This window comes from Aeromonas enteropelogenes, from assembly GCF_020097295.1.
GTDB lineage: Bacteria > Pseudomonadota > Gammaproteobacteria > Enterobacterales > Aeromonadaceae > Aeromonas > Aeromonas enteropelogenes.
In genome coordinates this window covers 157,374-172,224 of the sequence record NZ_CP083625.1, presented here as the reverse complement: position 1 = coordinate 172,224, position 14,851 = coordinate 157,374, and the positions used below count along the sequence as shown (strand labels likewise).

Annotated in this window: 15 protein-coding genes; all 15 read right to left on the bottom strand. The window is 62.2% G+C overall.

What is annotated here, in order from left to right; all coding sequences use genetic code 11:
- Window positions 1-61 precede the first annotated feature (61 nt).
- Complete coding sequence (locus LA321_RS00765; protein WP_042073026.1) at window positions 62-1,867, bottom strand: amidohydrolase; 1,806 nt, start codon at window positions 1,865-1,867, stop codon at window positions 62-64.
- Between the two features lie 267 nt (window positions 1,868-2,134).
- A complete protein-coding gene (gene chbG / locus LA321_RS00760; protein ID WP_042073025.1) occupies window positions 2,135-2,908 on the bottom strand; it encodes a chitin disaccharide deacetylase in 774 nt (257 codons plus the stop codon).
- 55 nt (window positions 2,909-2,963) lie between these two features.
- A complete protein-coding gene (locus LA321_RS00755) occupies window positions 2,964-4,310 on the bottom strand; it encodes a 6-phospho-beta-glucosidase (protein WP_042073023.1) in 1,347 nt (448 codons plus the stop codon).
- Between the two features lie 161 nt (window positions 4,311-4,471).
- Window positions 4,472-5,299: a transcriptional regulator ChbR gene (chbR, locus tag LA321_RS00750; protein WP_026457346.1), complete on the bottom strand. Its 828-nt coding sequence runs from the start codon at window positions 5,297-5,299 to the stop codon at window positions 4,472-4,474.
- 54 nt (window positions 5,300-5,353) lie between these two features.
- Window positions 5,354-5,707, bottom strand: a complete 354-nt coding sequence (gene chbA, locus LA321_RS00745) for a PTS N,N'-diacetylchitobiose transporter subunit IIA (RefSeq protein ID WP_026457347.1) — start codon at window positions 5,705-5,707, stop codon at window positions 5,354-5,356.
- Window positions 5,708-5,734: 27 nt separating this feature from the next.
- A complete protein-coding gene (locus LA321_RS00740; protein WP_042073022.1) occupies window positions 5,735-7,117 on the bottom strand; it encodes a glycoside hydrolase family 1 protein in 1,383 nt (460 codons plus the stop codon).
- Between the two features lie 52 nt (window positions 7,118-7,169).
- The gene (gene chbC / locus LA321_RS00735) at window positions 7,170-8,531 is read right to left on the bottom strand and encodes a PTS N,N'-diacetylchitobiose transporter subunit IIC (RefSeq protein WP_042073020.1); all 1,362 of its coding nucleotides are present in this window, start codon (window positions 8,529-8,531) and stop codon (window positions 7,170-7,172) included.
- Between the two features lie 10 nt (window positions 8,532-8,541).
- A complete protein-coding gene (locus LA321_RS00730) occupies window positions 8,542-8,862 on the bottom strand; it encodes a PTS sugar transporter subunit IIB (RefSeq protein WP_026457940.1) in 321 nt (106 codons plus the stop codon).
- A 730-nt stretch (window positions 8,863-9,592) separates the two neighbouring features.
- On the bottom strand, window positions 9,593-10,360 hold the full coding sequence (gene exeN, locus LA321_RS00725) for a GspN family type II secretion system protein ExeN (RefSeq protein ID WP_042073019.1): 768 nt from the start codon (window positions 10,358-10,360) through the stop codon (window positions 9,593-9,595).
- Window positions 10,357-10,848 (bottom strand): GspM family type II secretion system protein ExeM, encoded by a 492-nt coding sequence (gene exeM / locus LA321_RS00720; RefSeq protein WP_042073016.1) that lies wholly within the window; start codon window positions 10,846-10,848, stop codon window positions 10,357-10,359. The genes exeN and exeM overlap by 4 nt, the downstream gene beginning before the upstream one ends.
- Window positions 10,845-12,029 (bottom strand): GspL family type II secretion system protein ExeL, encoded by a 1,185-nt coding sequence (gene exeL / locus LA321_RS00715; protein ID WP_082043460.1) that lies wholly within the window; start codon window positions 12,027-12,029, stop codon window positions 10,845-10,847. The genes exeM and exeL overlap by 4 nt, the downstream gene beginning before the upstream one ends.
- Window positions 12,030-12,135: 106 nt before the next feature.
- Entirely contained in the window at window positions 12,136-13,137 is a 1,002-nt protein-coding gene (gene exeK / locus LA321_RS00710) for a GspK family T2SS minor pseudopilin variant ExeK (protein ID WP_156141173.1), read from the bottom strand.
- Complete coding sequence (gene gspJ, locus LA321_RS00705; protein WP_042073372.1) at window positions 13,127-13,885, bottom strand: type II secretion system minor pseudopilin GspJ; 759 nt, start codon at window positions 13,883-13,885, stop codon at window positions 13,127-13,129. Before gspJ ends, exeK begins: the two co-directional genes overlap by 11 nt.
- The gene (gene exeI, locus LA321_RS00700) at window positions 13,885-14,244 is read right to left on the bottom strand and encodes a GspI family T2SS minor pseudopilin variant ExeI (protein ID WP_042073014.1); all 360 of its coding nucleotides are present in this window, start codon (window positions 14,242-14,244) and stop codon (window positions 13,885-13,887) included. The genes gspJ and exeI overlap by 1 nt, the downstream gene beginning before the upstream one ends.
- A complete protein-coding gene (gene exeH, locus LA321_RS00695; RefSeq protein WP_042073370.1) occupies window positions 14,241-14,807 on the bottom strand; it encodes a GspH family T2SS minor pseudopilin variant ExeH in 567 nt (188 codons plus the stop codon). Before exeH ends, exeI begins: the two co-directional genes overlap by 4 nt.
- Window positions 14,808-14,851: the final 44 nt, after the last annotated feature.

Genomic DNA, 14,851 nt, shown 5'->3' with positions numbered 1-14,851 from the left:
TTTTCGTATCTGCGATTCGGGGCAAGGTGGCCCGACGCGCCAGGGCGTCAGGCCAGTGCGATCAGTGCGGCTGATGATGCAGCATGCCGGCCGCCACCATCGCCGTGGTGGCCACGGCGCTGCAGCGTGCCGAGTCCGCGCAGCCTTGCGAGGTGCCGGCGCTCTGCGCGTCACGTTGATAGACGGGGACCCCCTCTTTGATCGTCTCCTCGACCCGGATATCGGCCAGGGTCTCGGGTTTCACCTTGAGCGGGTTGGCCGAGAGCACCACCATGTCCGCCAGCTTGCCCACCTCGAGAGAACCCTTGCTGCGCTCCTCCTTGTATTGGGTCGCCGCCCACAGGGTCTGGGCTTTCAATCCTTCCAGCGCGGAGACTCGCTGATCCGGTCCGATGGGGCGTCCGGTGCGGCTGACCCGGTTGACGGTCGCATAATAGACCCGCATGGAGTCAGGCAGCGCCACCGGCGAGTCGTGGTGGGAGGTGAAGATCATCCCCAGCTCCCGCGCCCATCCGGTGGGGGAGATATGCTGCGCCCGCTCCTTGCCGAGCACGGAGTCACTGTGCCAGTCCCCCCAGTAGAAGGTGTGCATCGGGAAAAAGGAGGGGAAGATGCCGAGCCGCTGGAACGATGCGACCTGATCCTTGCGGGCGGTCTGGGCATGGATGGCGACGAAGCCGCGATCCGGCTTGCCATGTAGTTTCTCGCTGGCCTCCACCCCCTTGATCAGCTGATCGATGGCGGCATCCCCGTTGACGTGGGTGAGCAGCTGCCAGCCGTTGCGCTGGGCCAGTTCGATGTAATGGGCGGCCTGCTCGTCGCTCATGCTGGGGTAGCCCTTGTAGCCGGCCTCTTGTCCTGCTGGCGGGATGAAATAGGGCTGGGTCAGCCAGGCGGTCTTGCCCTGGGGGGAGCCATCGAGATTGAGTTTGGCGCCCGCGACCCGAAAGCCGTTCATGTACTGCTGGGCATAGTAGGGCGGTGCGATGACATCCCGTGCGATCTGGATATCGGGATAGGCCGCCACGTCGAGGGGCAGCTTCTCTTTCTGGGCCAGCTGGTACATGGTCTTGACGGCGGACGAGGAGGCGCGCCCCTCCTGGGCCGTGGTGTAACCGAAGCTGGCGTAGAGCGCCATGCCCGCCTTGAAGATTGCCTCGTTTTCCTGGTTGTTCAGCTTGGCGAACATCGGCAGCAAGGCGCCGAAGAAGGCGGTCTCCTCCAGCACGCCGTTCGGGGTCTTGCCATCCGCTTCACGGCGGATCTTGCCCCCTTCCGGATCCTTGCTCTGCGGGCTGAAGCCGGCCAGCGCCAGCGCCTTGCTGTTGAGGGTGGCGAGGTGGCCCGACTGGTGGATGATGATCACCGGCAGATCCTCTGAGACCGCATCCAGCTCCTGACGGGTGGGGTGGCGCTTCTCCTTGAGCTGGGAGTCGTCATAGCCAAATCCCAAAATAACCCCGTGCGCCTTGTTTTGCGGTTTGGCGACCCAGTCGCGCAGCCCTTGCTGCAGGTCCGCTATGCGGGTCACGGCGCCATCGGGCGGGGCCAGCAGGTTGGCCGAGAGCGCCTGAATGCCAGTGTTGAAGACGTGGCCATGGCCATCGATAAAGCCCGGGATCAGGGTCTTGCCCTGCAAGTCGATCACCCGGGTCGCCTCGTCGCGCAGCTTGAGGATGTCGGCCTCGCTGCCCAGCGCCAGGATGCGGCCATTCTTGATGGCCAGTGCCTGAGCCGTTGGCGCCGCGTCGTTAACGGTGACTATGTCACCCCCGAGGTAGATGGTCTGGGCGGTGGGTTTGGCGGGGCTGACGGCATAAGCCGAGCTGGCGGCCAGCAGGGCGATGGCGATGGGGGCTAGTTTCATCTGGCATTCTCCGTGCGCGTTGTCCGTGCAGATTGTCCATGTAAACAATGACCCGGGAAGGTGACGGTACCCTGTCACGCAACAGGGCGATCACGTCCCGTCCGGGCAGGTTTGCTTCGCAGCAAATGAATGAATATACAAGGAATTACCCTGCTCAAAAGTGATGCAGCAGCCAAATTGACCGATTTCATCATAAACGCGACGGGGGGGCCACCAGGCTCCCCCGCCGTTTCCTTTTCCGGCATTTTCTCATGCTGGCAGCCCTGTTTATGACTCAGTGTGCCACTCCCGATAGTTGGCGAGGCGATAGCCCCGTTTGGCGATGAGTGGCGGCAGGGCCGGGTCGGTTAGGATGGCGAGCTCGGTGAGGCGGGGCTGGCAATAGGAGCTGCCCTGCATCTCCAGATCAATGAAGGAGGGGTGGCACATGATCTCGAGGGAACTGGCCCCAAGTTCATCAGCCTCGTCCAGCAGCTGCAGCAGGGTGTCCCGGGTCAGCTGCTCCCCGTAGAAGCGGGCGTCAAACTGATCGCAGCTCAGGGTATGGTGCACGCTCAGGCCATGGCGGGCGATCTCGCCGCGGTCGATGCGAAGGGGCAGCCGGTGCTCCATGGCAAAGGCTTCCACCAGCGGGTAGAGAGTCGGCAGCATATGCACATGGTGGTGGCTGTCGATATGGGTGGGTGCCTTGCCAAAGAGGTTGATAAAGCGTTGGTACTGGCTTGCCAGCTCACAGCGGATCTCCTCTGGGTCAAGGGTGCCCGCCTCGCTCTTTTGCCAGATCCCCTTGTCCAGCATTCCCTGTTCGTTGACCAGGCAGGTGAGCGGGGTGAGCGGGCGTCCCCAGCTCAGCATGAAGTGCAGCCCGACCGGCAGCTCGGGGAAACGCCCGGCCAGCCAAGCGGCATGCTCGATGGCTGGGGAGGTCACGATGGCGGTGGTGGAGCTGACGACGCCTTGAGTGAAGGCCTCGATGATGCCGTAGTTCTGGGCGCGGCACAGACCGAAGTCGTCGGCATTGATGATCAATCTCTTGCTCATGACGGTTCTCTTCCTTTCAGGCGCCCCGCTCGTAATCAAACGGGGCGCGATGGTCTCAGGCGAGGGCGTCGATGGCGGCAGCGAAGTTCGGCAGATGTTCGCGGTGGGCCAGCAACAGCTCGCGGGCAACGAGGCGGGCATCGTTGTCGGAGTGGATGAGCGGGTTGAGGTTCATGGCGAGCAGCAGATCCTCCATGTTGCCGCTGATGGCGGCCCGGGAGGCGGCGATCTCGAAGCTCTTGATGAGGTGGACCAGACCATTCACCTTGTCGTCAAAGCGGGTGAGGCGGGGGTGGGGGATGGCGCCGTCACGTCCGATCCGGCAGGTCATCTCCACCGTCCAGTCGGCCGGGATATTGGTGACATGGCCCTGGTGGGGAATGATGACATAGTGCTCGCTCTGCTTGTCGTTGTAGATGGCGCTGATCACCTCGCAGGCGGCATCCGAGTAGTAGGCGCCGCCACGCAGCTCCAGCTCCTTGGGTTTTTCGCACAGCTCGGGGTTCTGGTAGAGATCGAACAGCTTCTTCTCGACCTCCTGCACCACCTGGGCGCGGGCCCCGCCCTTGTAGAACTCGCCCATCTCGATCCCCAGCATCTCCTTCTCCTTGAAGTAGTAACGCAGATAGGAGCAGGGGAGCAGGCGCAGCCCGCGGATGAGGCTGGCATCGAAGGGGAGGTCGAAGATGTTCTTGACCGAGCTGGCGCGGGTCAGGGTGCCGTCGGCTACCCCTTCCAGCAGCTCGTCGAAGCGGGACTCGCCGTTCACCAGCACGTCGCCGATGAAGACCAGGTGGTTGAGGCCGAACAGATCCATGGAGAGATGATCCTGCTCGGTCAGCTTCAGGGCATCCTTGACGAACATCTTCATGCCGACCGGGATGTTGCACACCCCGACAAAGCGGCGGAAGTTGGTGTGGCGGTGGACTGCCTCGGTCACCATGCCGGCCGGATTGGTGAAGTTGATGAGCCAGGCATCCGGGCAGAGCTCCTCGATGTCACGGATGATATCGAAGATGACGGGGATGGTGCGCAGCCCCTTGAACAGGCCGCCGGCGCCGTTGGTTTCCTGCCCCAGCATGCCGTGGCTCAAGGGGATGCGCTCATCTTTTTCTCGCGCCTGCAGCTGGCCGACCCGCAGTTGGGTCGTCACGAAGTGGGCGCCTGCCAGCGCTTCACGGCGATCCAGGGTCTTGTGCAGCGTCATGGGGATGCCGGCCTGGCGGATCATCCGCTGGCACAGACTGAAGATGATGTTCAGTTTCTCTTCGCCGGCGGGAATGTCGACCAGCCACAGCTCGCTGATGGGCAGCTCGGCATAACGCTTGATGAAGCCATCGACCAGTTCCGGGGTGTAGCTGCTGCCGCCGCCTATGGTGACTACCTTGATTTTCTCGTTCATAAATCCCTCTTTCATCTTTCTCTATCTGGTTGAACAGGGGCCGCTCTGCTCTGGCGCCGGGCCAGGGATGAGCGGGGCCGCAGCCGCCTGATGCAGGGGCTGGTCAAAATGGGCGAATTGTTATCTAACTCACTGTTTTACATCGGTAACAGGGCCCCGCCTCAGGCAGGGGTTTCAAATTTCGGGTAGAGATATTTGCGATAGCTCCCCGGGGTAAACGAGGTCAGTTTCTTGAAGTTCTTGATAAACAGGCTGACGTCGTTGTAGCCGGTCTCGAAGGCGATGTCGGCCACCGAGTTGTTGGTCACTTCCAGTTGCATCTTGGCGTAGTTGACCCGGATCTCGTTGATGATCTGCATCGGCGTCTTGTTGTAGTAACGCCGGGTGGCCCGGGTCAGGTACTCCTGGCTCTTGCCGCAGAGGGAGACCATGTTGGCCAGCGCATCTTCGGCAAAGAGGGGACGGTTGTGCATCTTTTCCACTGTCTCGTGGAGCCAGAGGGGGAGATCCTCGCTGGCGGAGGCCTCCTTGTAGTGACGCAGCCGGTTCATCACCGCAAAGGTCACCACCTCGAGAAATTCGGTCAGCGCCTCTTCCCGAAAACCGGGGGAGACCAGCACCGACTCTATGTAGCTGAGAAACTCGCTCTTGAGCTGATAGGCCTGGGAGGCGACGAAGTGATCCGGCAGCAGGTATTTGAAGTGCTCGTCAAAGTAGCTGCGGCTGATCCCGACGTTGAAGATGCGGGTGGTGCCGAACTCGTAGAAGCTCTGGTGGCTGGAGCCCAGCGGGATGAAGACCACGTCTCCCCGCTCCAGCAGCACCCGCTTGCCATTGACCTCCTGATAGTAGCGACCGGTCAATACCAGGGTGAACTCGTAATAGTCGTGCTGGTGCAAACCGGTTCCGCTCACCTGCTTGTTGTAGATGAACATGTGGAACGGTTTGTTGTTGAACAGCTCGGTTTCCCGGATTGTCTTGACGCTCATGAGTCGCTTCCTGATCTGCGAACCTATGACGGGGCAGGGTGCCCCGCCCCGGGATTACTTGCTCTGCAGCTTCTCGTGCAGCTCGATCAGCTCGCTGATCAGCTCACGGGCCAGCATGGAGGTCATCAGGTGATCCTGGGCATGCACCAGCACCAGGGTGACCGGGATCTTGCCTTCCCCCTGATCGCCCTCGATCAGCTGGGTCTGCACCAGGTGGGCGGCATTCAGTGCCTCGCGGGATTGGGCCATCAGCTGGTGGGCGGCGGCCAGATCCCCCTCCTTGGCTTTCTTCAGGGCGGTATAGGCCAGGCTGCGGGCCTGCCCCGAGTTGATGATGAGCCCCATCACTACCTCTTCCAGATCGCTGGCGGTATCGCTCTCTGCGGGGATTTGATCCAGATCGAACATGTTTGCTTTCTCCTTGATTGAAACCGGTTAATTGAAACCATTGTGACGGGCGACGTCGGCAAACCAGTGACCGCTCTTCTTGATGGTACGTTGCTGGGTTTCGAGATTGAGGCGCACCAGGCCGTAGCGATTCTTGTAGGCATTGAGCCAGGACCAGTTGTCGATAAAGGTCCAGAGGTGATAACCGCGACAGGCGCTACCCTCCTCGAGGGCGCGGTGCAGCCACTCAAGGTGCCCGCGGATGAAGTCGATGCGGTAGTCATCTTCCACCCGCCCTTGCGGGCCGATGAAGCGCTCCTCCCCCTCGACTCCCATGCCGTTCTCCGAGATGTAGCAGGGCAGGTTGCCATAGTTGATCCGCAGATCGGTGAGAATGTCGTAGATCCCTTTCTCGTAGATCTCCCAGCCGCGATGGGGGTTCATCTTGCGCCCCGGCATCTCGTAATAGTCGAAGAGATCTTCCGGGGTGCGCGGCGTGCCCGACCAGGGTTCGTCCTTGGCCTTGACCCGGCGCGGCTGGTAGTAGTTGATGCCGAGCAGGTCCACCTTGCCGGCGGCGAGCAGCGCCTTGTCTCCTTCCGCTACCTGGGGTAGCAAGTCGTACTGCTCCAGCAGGGCGATCAGCTCGGGGTCGTAGCAGCCCTTGAGGGCCGGGTCGAGGAAGCTCTTGTTGAGCAGCAGATCCGCCCGACGGGAAGCCTGCAGATCGGCGGGCTCTTGGGAGCGGGGATAGGTCGGCGTCAGATTGAGGATGATGCCAATTTCGCCATCTTCCTGGCGTGCCCGGTAGGCCTGCACCGCGCCGGCGTGGGCCAGCGCCGTGTGGTAGGCGACGGTGACCGCCCGGCTAAAATCGACCACGCAGGGGTAGTGATGGTGACCCAGGTAGCCGCACTCGACCGGCACTATGGGCTCGTTGAAGGTGAACCAGTGCTTGATGCGATCGCCAAACAGGGCAAAGCAGTGGCTGGCGTAGTGGATGTAGGCGGCGACCACTTCCCGGCTCTCCCAGCCGCCACGCTCCTGCATGCACATGGGCATGTCGAAGTGGTAGAGGTTGATGAGCGGGGTGATCCCCTCGGCCAGCAGGCGGTCAAACACAGCGTTGTAGAAGGCGACGGCCTCGGGGTTGATCTCGCCGGTGCCATCCGGGATCAGCCGTGACCAGGAGATGGAGGTGCGAAAGCTGTTGTGGCCCAACTGCTTGAGCAGGGCGATGTCGCTCTCGAAGTGGTCGTAAAAAGTGGAGGTATCGGTCGGGCCTATGCCACCGTGAAAGCGCTCCGGCGCGATGGCAAACCAGTGATCGAAAATGTTGGCGGACTTGCCGCCGCGAGCGGCGGCGCCCTCCATCTGCGGTGCCGAGCTGGCACTGCCCCACCAGAAGTTATCCGGAAAACGATACTGCATACTGCGTTTCTCCAAACTGGCGGGAGGAGCCGGGCTCCTCCCGCGCGTGTCGTCAGAACTTCAGAGCCTGAGCGATATCTTCCTCGCTCTCTTCTTCCTCTTCGATGACGTTCTGGGCCTTGTTGGCGATGATGACGAACGGCACATACATCATGGTGGCCACCCCCAGGTTGAACAGGGCCAGCAGGAAGGCCGCCACGCTGCCGTTGGTGTTGAAGAAGGCACCCAGCCCCGCCGGCATGGTCCATGGGGCCATGTTGGTAATGGGCGGAATGAAGCCCGTGTAGTAGGCAAACAGGGTGATGCCCGTCAGTACCGGCTGCACCATCACGAAGGGGATGAGCAGCACCGGGTTCATGATGACCGGCAGGCCGAACAGGATGGGTTCGTTGATCTGGAACATGCCGGAGGGCAGGCCCAGCTTGGCGACCTGACGGTAGTCATCGCGGCGGGAGACCATGAAGATGGCCAGGATAAGGCCGAGGGTCGCACCGGTACCACCCAGATAGATGTAGGAGTCGAGCATCGGCTTGGTCCAGACGTGGAACTCCTTGCCGGCGGCCAGCGCCGCTTCGACCGAGCCGTACTGGGTGTAGAGCGCCACGTTCTCCAGGGTAAATGGCACCAGGATGCCGTTCTCGAGGGCGGAGAGGGCCAGGGAGCCGTGTACCCCGAAGAACCAGAGCAGCGGGGAGAAGAGCACATAGACCCAGCCCACCAGGCCACCCATGCTGGCCAGCGGCGTGGAGATGGTATCCATGATGAGCTGGTGGAAGTTGGTGCCGGCGTTGTTGAGCTGGTAGGCGATCACCCCCATGATGGAGAGGATGATGAAGCCCGGGATCAGCGCCGAGAAGGAGCGGGAGACGGAGCCTGGCACGCTGTCGGGCAGGCGGATCACCCAGTTGCGGCGCACGATGAAGGTGAACATCTCGGCCACGGCGATACCGATCAGCATGCCGGAGATGATGTTGGCGCCGCCCAGCCAGTTGGCACCGACGGCGTAAGCCTCACCGACGCTGAACGGAGTGACCGTCATGAAGGCGGCAACCGACAGCAGACCGGCGGCGAGCGGGTCAACCTTGCGCTCTTCCGCCAGCGCCATGCCGATGAAGAAGGGGGTCATCAGGGACATGATCCCCAGGGTACCGTTGTAGACGCTGCCCCCTATACTCTTGAAGCCATCCAGGGTGGCGATGGTGGCGGGATCGAGCCGCACCCCCATGGAGTAGAAAAAAGAGCCCTCGCCAAAGCTCAGAAACACGTTGTTGATCAGCACAAACATGGCCCCGGCGAGCGTCAGGGGCATCAGTTTGATAAAGCCGTTCTTGATGGCATTGACGTGAGGCTGTTTGCCCAGCTTCACGGCAATCGGCAGGATTGCCTTCTCCATCGATGCGATAAGGTTGCTCACATCCCTCTCCTTACTGTGCGCTGTGCTGCTTGATGGCCGCGACGGCCGCCTTGAGAACACCCAGACCATCCACTTTTCCGTACAGGATGGAGTCGATCACCTCGACCGGCTTGCCCGGCAGCTGCTGCTGGATTTCCGGCAGCATGTAGGCGATTTGCGGGCCCAGCAGGATCAGGTCGGCATCGACCCCCTTCTCGGCGGCCAGGGTCTCCGGATAGGCATCGATCACCACGGGGACATCATATTTTTCTGCCTGCGCCTTCATCTTCGAGACCAGCAGTGACGTGGACATCCCGGCAGAGCAAAACAGGTAGATGTGCTTCTTTTCCATAACCATTCCCTCAACGCTTGAAAATCAAATGAACAAACCGGTCGAGACGGCGGCGAGTCGTGCTGCAAGCCTTGATCATCTCCAATTGACCTTATTGTATCGACACATCCTGTTTTACTGGTATTTCGCGGTCTAAATGAATTGTCTTTGGTTGACCAAGCGATCTGCCGCTCTTCACAGTTTTCGATGTGCCATGATTGGAAAAAAGACGATATAACGAAGATAAAAAGAGAGGTTGATGATTTATTTTTATTTAAATCAATTAATTATGTGTTTTCGGTGGGGCGTTGACCTGCTTTGCGAGAAAAATGCGAAATTGTCTTCACCGGCTCAAATTCACAAGCGAATGCAATCTGATTGATATTCCCGCCAGATCTTTCAGATCGTCTGAATATCACTCAGATGGGGTTTTATTGACATCGCGTTAATGAGGAATCAACCAGAGAGGGGAGGACGGTCAGGGCGTCAGAAAGGTGATAGAGGGGCAAAAGAGATAGAAGGAAGAGTGACAAGCGCTAACTGGCAAAGAGCGGGAGAGGCAGCAGAAAGCGGGACAGGCAAAACAGAGCCGTCGGTGAAGCAAGCAAAGCGGCTCAGATAAAGAAAGCTGAGCCCGTAGAGGAGGGAAACGCCTTGGCTTGCGTTCTCTCTCCCCCCTGAAAAGGCCAAGGCGAGCGAAAAGAAGCGGCCCCGGTACAAAGTGCCGGGGCCGCTGGTTAAGAGGAGGGGCTCAGATCCGTCCCTGATAGCGCAGGGGGAAGCGCCCCTGACTGTCGGGCTGGCCGAGGAAGGGGAGTCCCTGTTGCATCTGGGCGGGCAGATCCGGCCCCGGCTTCAGGCTGCCCTGGAACAGGTACTGGCCGTTGGCCTGCAGCTCAAGGCGGCCCAGGGTCTCTACCGCATTGGAACCCTGCTTGAGTTCGGCCACTACCCTGGAGTCGAGGCAGGTGAGCTTTACCTCGGGGTCGGCCAGATCCAGCTTGCCGGCCGGGGTATCGGCAATGGCGTCATACCAGTCGAGGTTGCCGTAGAGGTTGTCGCACCAGGGAGCCCCCTGGGCAAACTGGTCGATCTTGAGTTGCAGCTGGCCGGCCACGGTGAGCGGGAAGGGCGGGCGCAGCGGGAGGCGGGCCAGCAGCCAGGGAGCCGGGGCGTTGAGAGTGAGATCGCGGGCAAACAGGCTGCCCTGCCAGCCGATCACCCCCTGGCCATTGAGGCCGTGGCGATCGCCAAAACGCACCGACACCTCGGGGGCGAAGCGCAGCAAAGACCAGCCATTGAGCTCCCAGCGCAGCTGGCTGACCGATTCGCTGGCGTATTGCAATCGGGCTATCTGGCCACTCCAGAGGGTGCCGCTGACCCCCTCCAGCTTGAGCAGGTTGGCCATCTGGGCAGGCAGCGGCAGATAACGGGCCATTAGGGCTGCCGGCAGGGTGGCCAGCAGGAAGATGAGATAGGCCACCAGAAACAGGGTGGCAGTCAGGATTCGCTGTTTCATTGGGGACGACTCAGTTGCAAACGTCTGACCTTGACCAAGCCCGGGGCCAGGTCTTCGCGGGCGATTTCGATGACCTGGATCTGGATGCCGTGCTGCTCCACCAGGGTGGCTAGCCAGAGCAGCAGATCATCGAACTGGACCGTATCGATCCACACCTGCAGTTCGCTGCCCTGGGGTTGCAGGCGGGCAATCTTGATCTTGTGGTTGAAGGCGGTGCGGTTGACCGTCCCTTCCAGGGTTACGCCGGTATCAGCCGGCACCACCTGGTTGCCGCGCATGGCGATTACCTCGGCCCCTTTCTCCTTGAGCCAGGCCAGGGTTTGCTGCTGGTTTTGCACCTGGCGTTCCCGCTCCGCGATGCGGTTGTTGAGGGGATGCCAGATGCTCCAGTAGCAGAGCCCGATCAACAGCAGTATGCCGCCTGCCGCCACCAGCCGTTGTTCCCGGGCGGTGATGCCGTGCCACCACCCATGCAGTTTTGCCATCATGATGATTTGTCCTTGAGCACCAGTGCGCCCTCTACCTTGCCCTCGCCGCTGCGTACCTCGCCCTGCTGCACCTCGAAGCGCTTGCCAGCCAGCTCGCGAAAGCGTTCTATCTCGCCATAACCGGGAGCGCTGACCTGCAGGCGCAGCTCGCTGCGGCTGGCATCAAAGCGCAACACCTGGGGCTTGAGACCGGGGATCTCGGCGAAGGTGGGGGCCAGTTCGGTCAGCATCAGCAGGATGCCGTTTTGCGGGGCCTGCCCCAGTTGCTTGAGGTGCTGGGCCATCTGGCTGCGTACGTTCACGATGCGGCTCTCCCCGGGGAAGATGCGGGTGTAGACCTGGCGGATCTCTCCCTTGAGCGCCTTGTCCTGCTGTTTCAGCTGATAAAGCTGCGCGCCACGCTGGACCAGGGCCACCAGCAACAGCAGGGTGGCAGTGATGGCCACCTTGCGCCACTGCTGCCAGTAGCGGGCATATTCGGTCTGGGGACGGTAGGGTCCGGTGAGCAGGTTGGCGCGACAGGCGAGCGCCCCCCTGGCCAGTAGCAACATGGGCAGCTCGGGCTCGGCGGCCTGCCAGTTGGCACTTGCCATGGCGGGGGGCGGCGTATGGCTGTGGATGGTGACCGGTTCGGCCTCGGCCGCCAGCAGCAGGGCCAGCAGGGTCTCGTCGGTGACGATCCCCTGCCAGGGGCCCTGACGGATCAGCCACTCTTGCTCCAGCTGCAGAGCCGACCAGCCGTCGCTTGCGGGGGGCAGGGCCAGCACATCCGGCAGCAGTTGCAGGCTCTTGAGCCCGGCGGCTTCGAGCCAGCCAAGCCACTCGGTCATCTTCTGGCGATCCACCGCCATCAGATCCACGTTGGGGCCATCGTGGGCCAGCACTACCAGGTGAAGATCTTCCACATCGGAGGCGATCTGCTCCTCCAGCAGGTAGGGGAGGGCTGCCGCCGACTGGCGGCTGTAACGGCCGGGCAGGGCGACGCGCCGAAACAGCAGATCGCTGCCCGGCACCAGGGTGACCACGGGACGGCCACCGGCCCGCTCCTGCAGCTCGCTCAGCGCGTCGGCCGAGGGGAGCTGGCCGGAAGCGATGATCTCCTGCTCCTGGGCAGACCAGACCAGCCAGGCCACCGGTTGTTGTTTATTGGTCCCCAGACGGATGACCAGACTCTCGCTCACGCATCTCTCTCCTGCGATGCCGGCGCACCCCGAGTGGGCCGCCGGTGCGCAGCCTGCCGGCTGCATCCAAAATCGGTCGGGTGCCGAAGGCTTGCTTCGGCTTCCCTCATTCGGCGGTGCCGTTCAAACGGCGCAGCACCACCAGTTTGTTGTCCTTGCCGCGCTGGAACAGGGTCTCCAGCCAGGCGCGGGTGTCCTCCGTCTCGGCGACCACGCGGGCGGCGAAAAAGTCGCTCTTGACCACCAGGGCCTCCTTGAGCCCCTTGATGCTCTCAAGGGGGACGCCCATGCGATCCGTCATCAGCTTGATCTCTTTCCACCCCTTCTTGGGGCGCTCGGTCAGCAGCCGTTTGGCATCGTCCAGCCCTATCTTGCCCCGGTAGAGTGCCACCAGCAGGGCTGGCTGCTCCGGATCCAGCGTGTTGATATTGATCTTCAGCTTGCTGCTTGGCAGGGCGCAGACATAGGGGGCCAGTTTGGCATAGACCCTGGCCGTGACCCCGCGCACCGCCCTCAGCTCATCCTTGCCCAGCATCCACTGGTTGGCGGTCAGATAGGGAGGCTTGAGCCCTTCGTAATAGGCGTCCTCGGCCCCCAGACTCGAGACCAGCACAGTATCCTTGTCGACCCAGTCGCGCACGGCATCGGTGAGCTGGGCCGCTTCGTAATCCTCCATCCCCAGCTGGCTCAGCAGTTCGCGAAACACCTGCACCGGATAGGGCTGCTGTTCCAGCTCCTCGCCCACCCCCGCGGCACTCGCCACGGCCAGGCTGTTGAGGTTGAAGCAGGATTGCAGGTCGGTCACCTCGCCACGCAGCTTGCCATCCTCCAGCGGGAACACCGCCTCCTTGCGGGCCCAGTTCTGCCCCAGGCTCACCACCTCGGGGTCATCCTTGAAATCCTGGGTCAGCACCTTGCTCACCAGTGCCTCCGCCGACATGGCATACCACCAGGCCTGCTTGCCCGCGGTGAGGTTGGCGGTGCGGCGCAGCTCCAGCTGCAGGCGGCCGCTCATGTTGCTGGCGACGATCACCATCACGGAGAGGATCAGCAGCACCACCAGCAGGGCCATGCCCCCCTGGCGGTCCGGGCGGGCGCTACCCCTCATTGGGAGTGACTCCACTCTGGCTGTCATTCACGCTTCCGCCATTGTTATCTGTGCCCCCCTGATCGGTGCCGCCGTTGCCGGTGTTGTTCCCGTTGCTGCTATCCGGGTTGTCCTGGCTCTGGCTGTTCTCTTCGTAGCGCTGACCACCGGCACCGATGAGGAACTGGCGGCGGATGGTGCCGTAATCCTCCAGATCCAGCTCGACCGCGAGCCCGTAAGGCAGCACGCTGCGCTGGGTCCACTCCTCTCGCCAGCGTCCCTGATCGTAGAAGTAGAGGCGCAGGGCCGTGACCCCCTTGAGCACCGGCTGGATACGTGGCTCGCTGCCGATCACCGGATCCGGGTAGAGATAACTCAGCCGCTCCAGGGTCTGATCCTTGAGGCGCCAGCCGACCCGCTGCAGCTGGGAGCGGGGCAACATGCCATCCGGGTTGAGCCAGCCGCCGCGCATAAACGCCATGCCCCAGTCATCGCTCTGCTGGCCGAAGCGCGACGCCGCCAGCAATACCTTGTTGCTTTCGCCCTCGATGCGGCCGCTTCTGGGCACCATCTGGGTGACATCCCGCTCCAGCAGGGTGAAGGCGAGTTGCAACTCGTAGAGTCTTGCCTCCTTGCGCTTGGCCACCTCGTCGCTGGTGAGCACCCCCTGCAGCACCTGATAGGCGCCAAGGCTCAAGGTGGCGAAGATGGCGATGGCCACCAGCATCTCAAGCAGGGTAAAGCCGGCGTGACGGGGGCGGTGGCGCATCATCGGTTGATATAGGTCCGCAGCATGGCGACCGGGCTCGCTGATTTCGCCTCGGTGCGCACTTCCATATCCAGCGCCTTGAAGTTGTTGTCGCTGGTGGCGACGCCGCGATAGCGCCAGTACCAGGTCTGTCCGGCCAGCAGCTCCTCTCCCTCCACCCAGCTGTCGCCGGGCCACTTCTTCTCGAGCTTTTGCTGTACCAGCTGGTTCTCCGCCACCCAAGTGGCCAGCGTCTTCTCTTCCAGGTAGTTGAGGGCCGAGAGGTGCTCGCTGGCTGTCTTCATCACCGCCAGGCCCGCGATCGCGAATACCGCCAGCGCGACCATCACCTCCAGCAGTGTCATGCCGCGCGCCTTCATTCTGGCTGCTCCTCATCACCGGTCAGCAGGGTCAGGCGACCGAACTCGTCCCCCTTGACGATGCGGATGTAGCGGGCATCGTCATCCTGCTGGGTGAAGGTGAGGGTAAACGACGTGAGCTCGCCTCCCGGGAAGATGAGCAGCTGGGGCGTGCGTTCTTTCTCGTCCCGTTTCTGCTCGCGCTCCTCGTCGGGATCGGGCTGCCAGCCAAAGCCGCCGAGCTCGAGGCCCAGCGTCATGTTCTCTGGCAGCTCGACCTGGCCGAGCTGTCTGTCATCGGCGATCGGCTGCCATTTGCGATCCCGGGCGGCGCGCTGCATGTACTGCCAGCCGTTCTCCTCGATGCGAAGACCCACCAGACGCCCCTCCATCACCGCATACTCCTGTGCCAGCTGCAGGGTCGCCATCAGGCGGCGTGCCTGCTGGTCGAGCTCCCTGTCGCCCCGGGCACCCCCCATGCTGAGGGTGACGGCGGTGGCCACCAGCCCCATCAGCATGGCGACCAGCAAGACCTCCAGCAGGGTAAAGCCGGATTGGCGACGAAGGGCCGGACTGACTCTCATGCAGGCCTCAGCGGGCAGGGCGAAGCAGGATGCAGGGGCAGGCA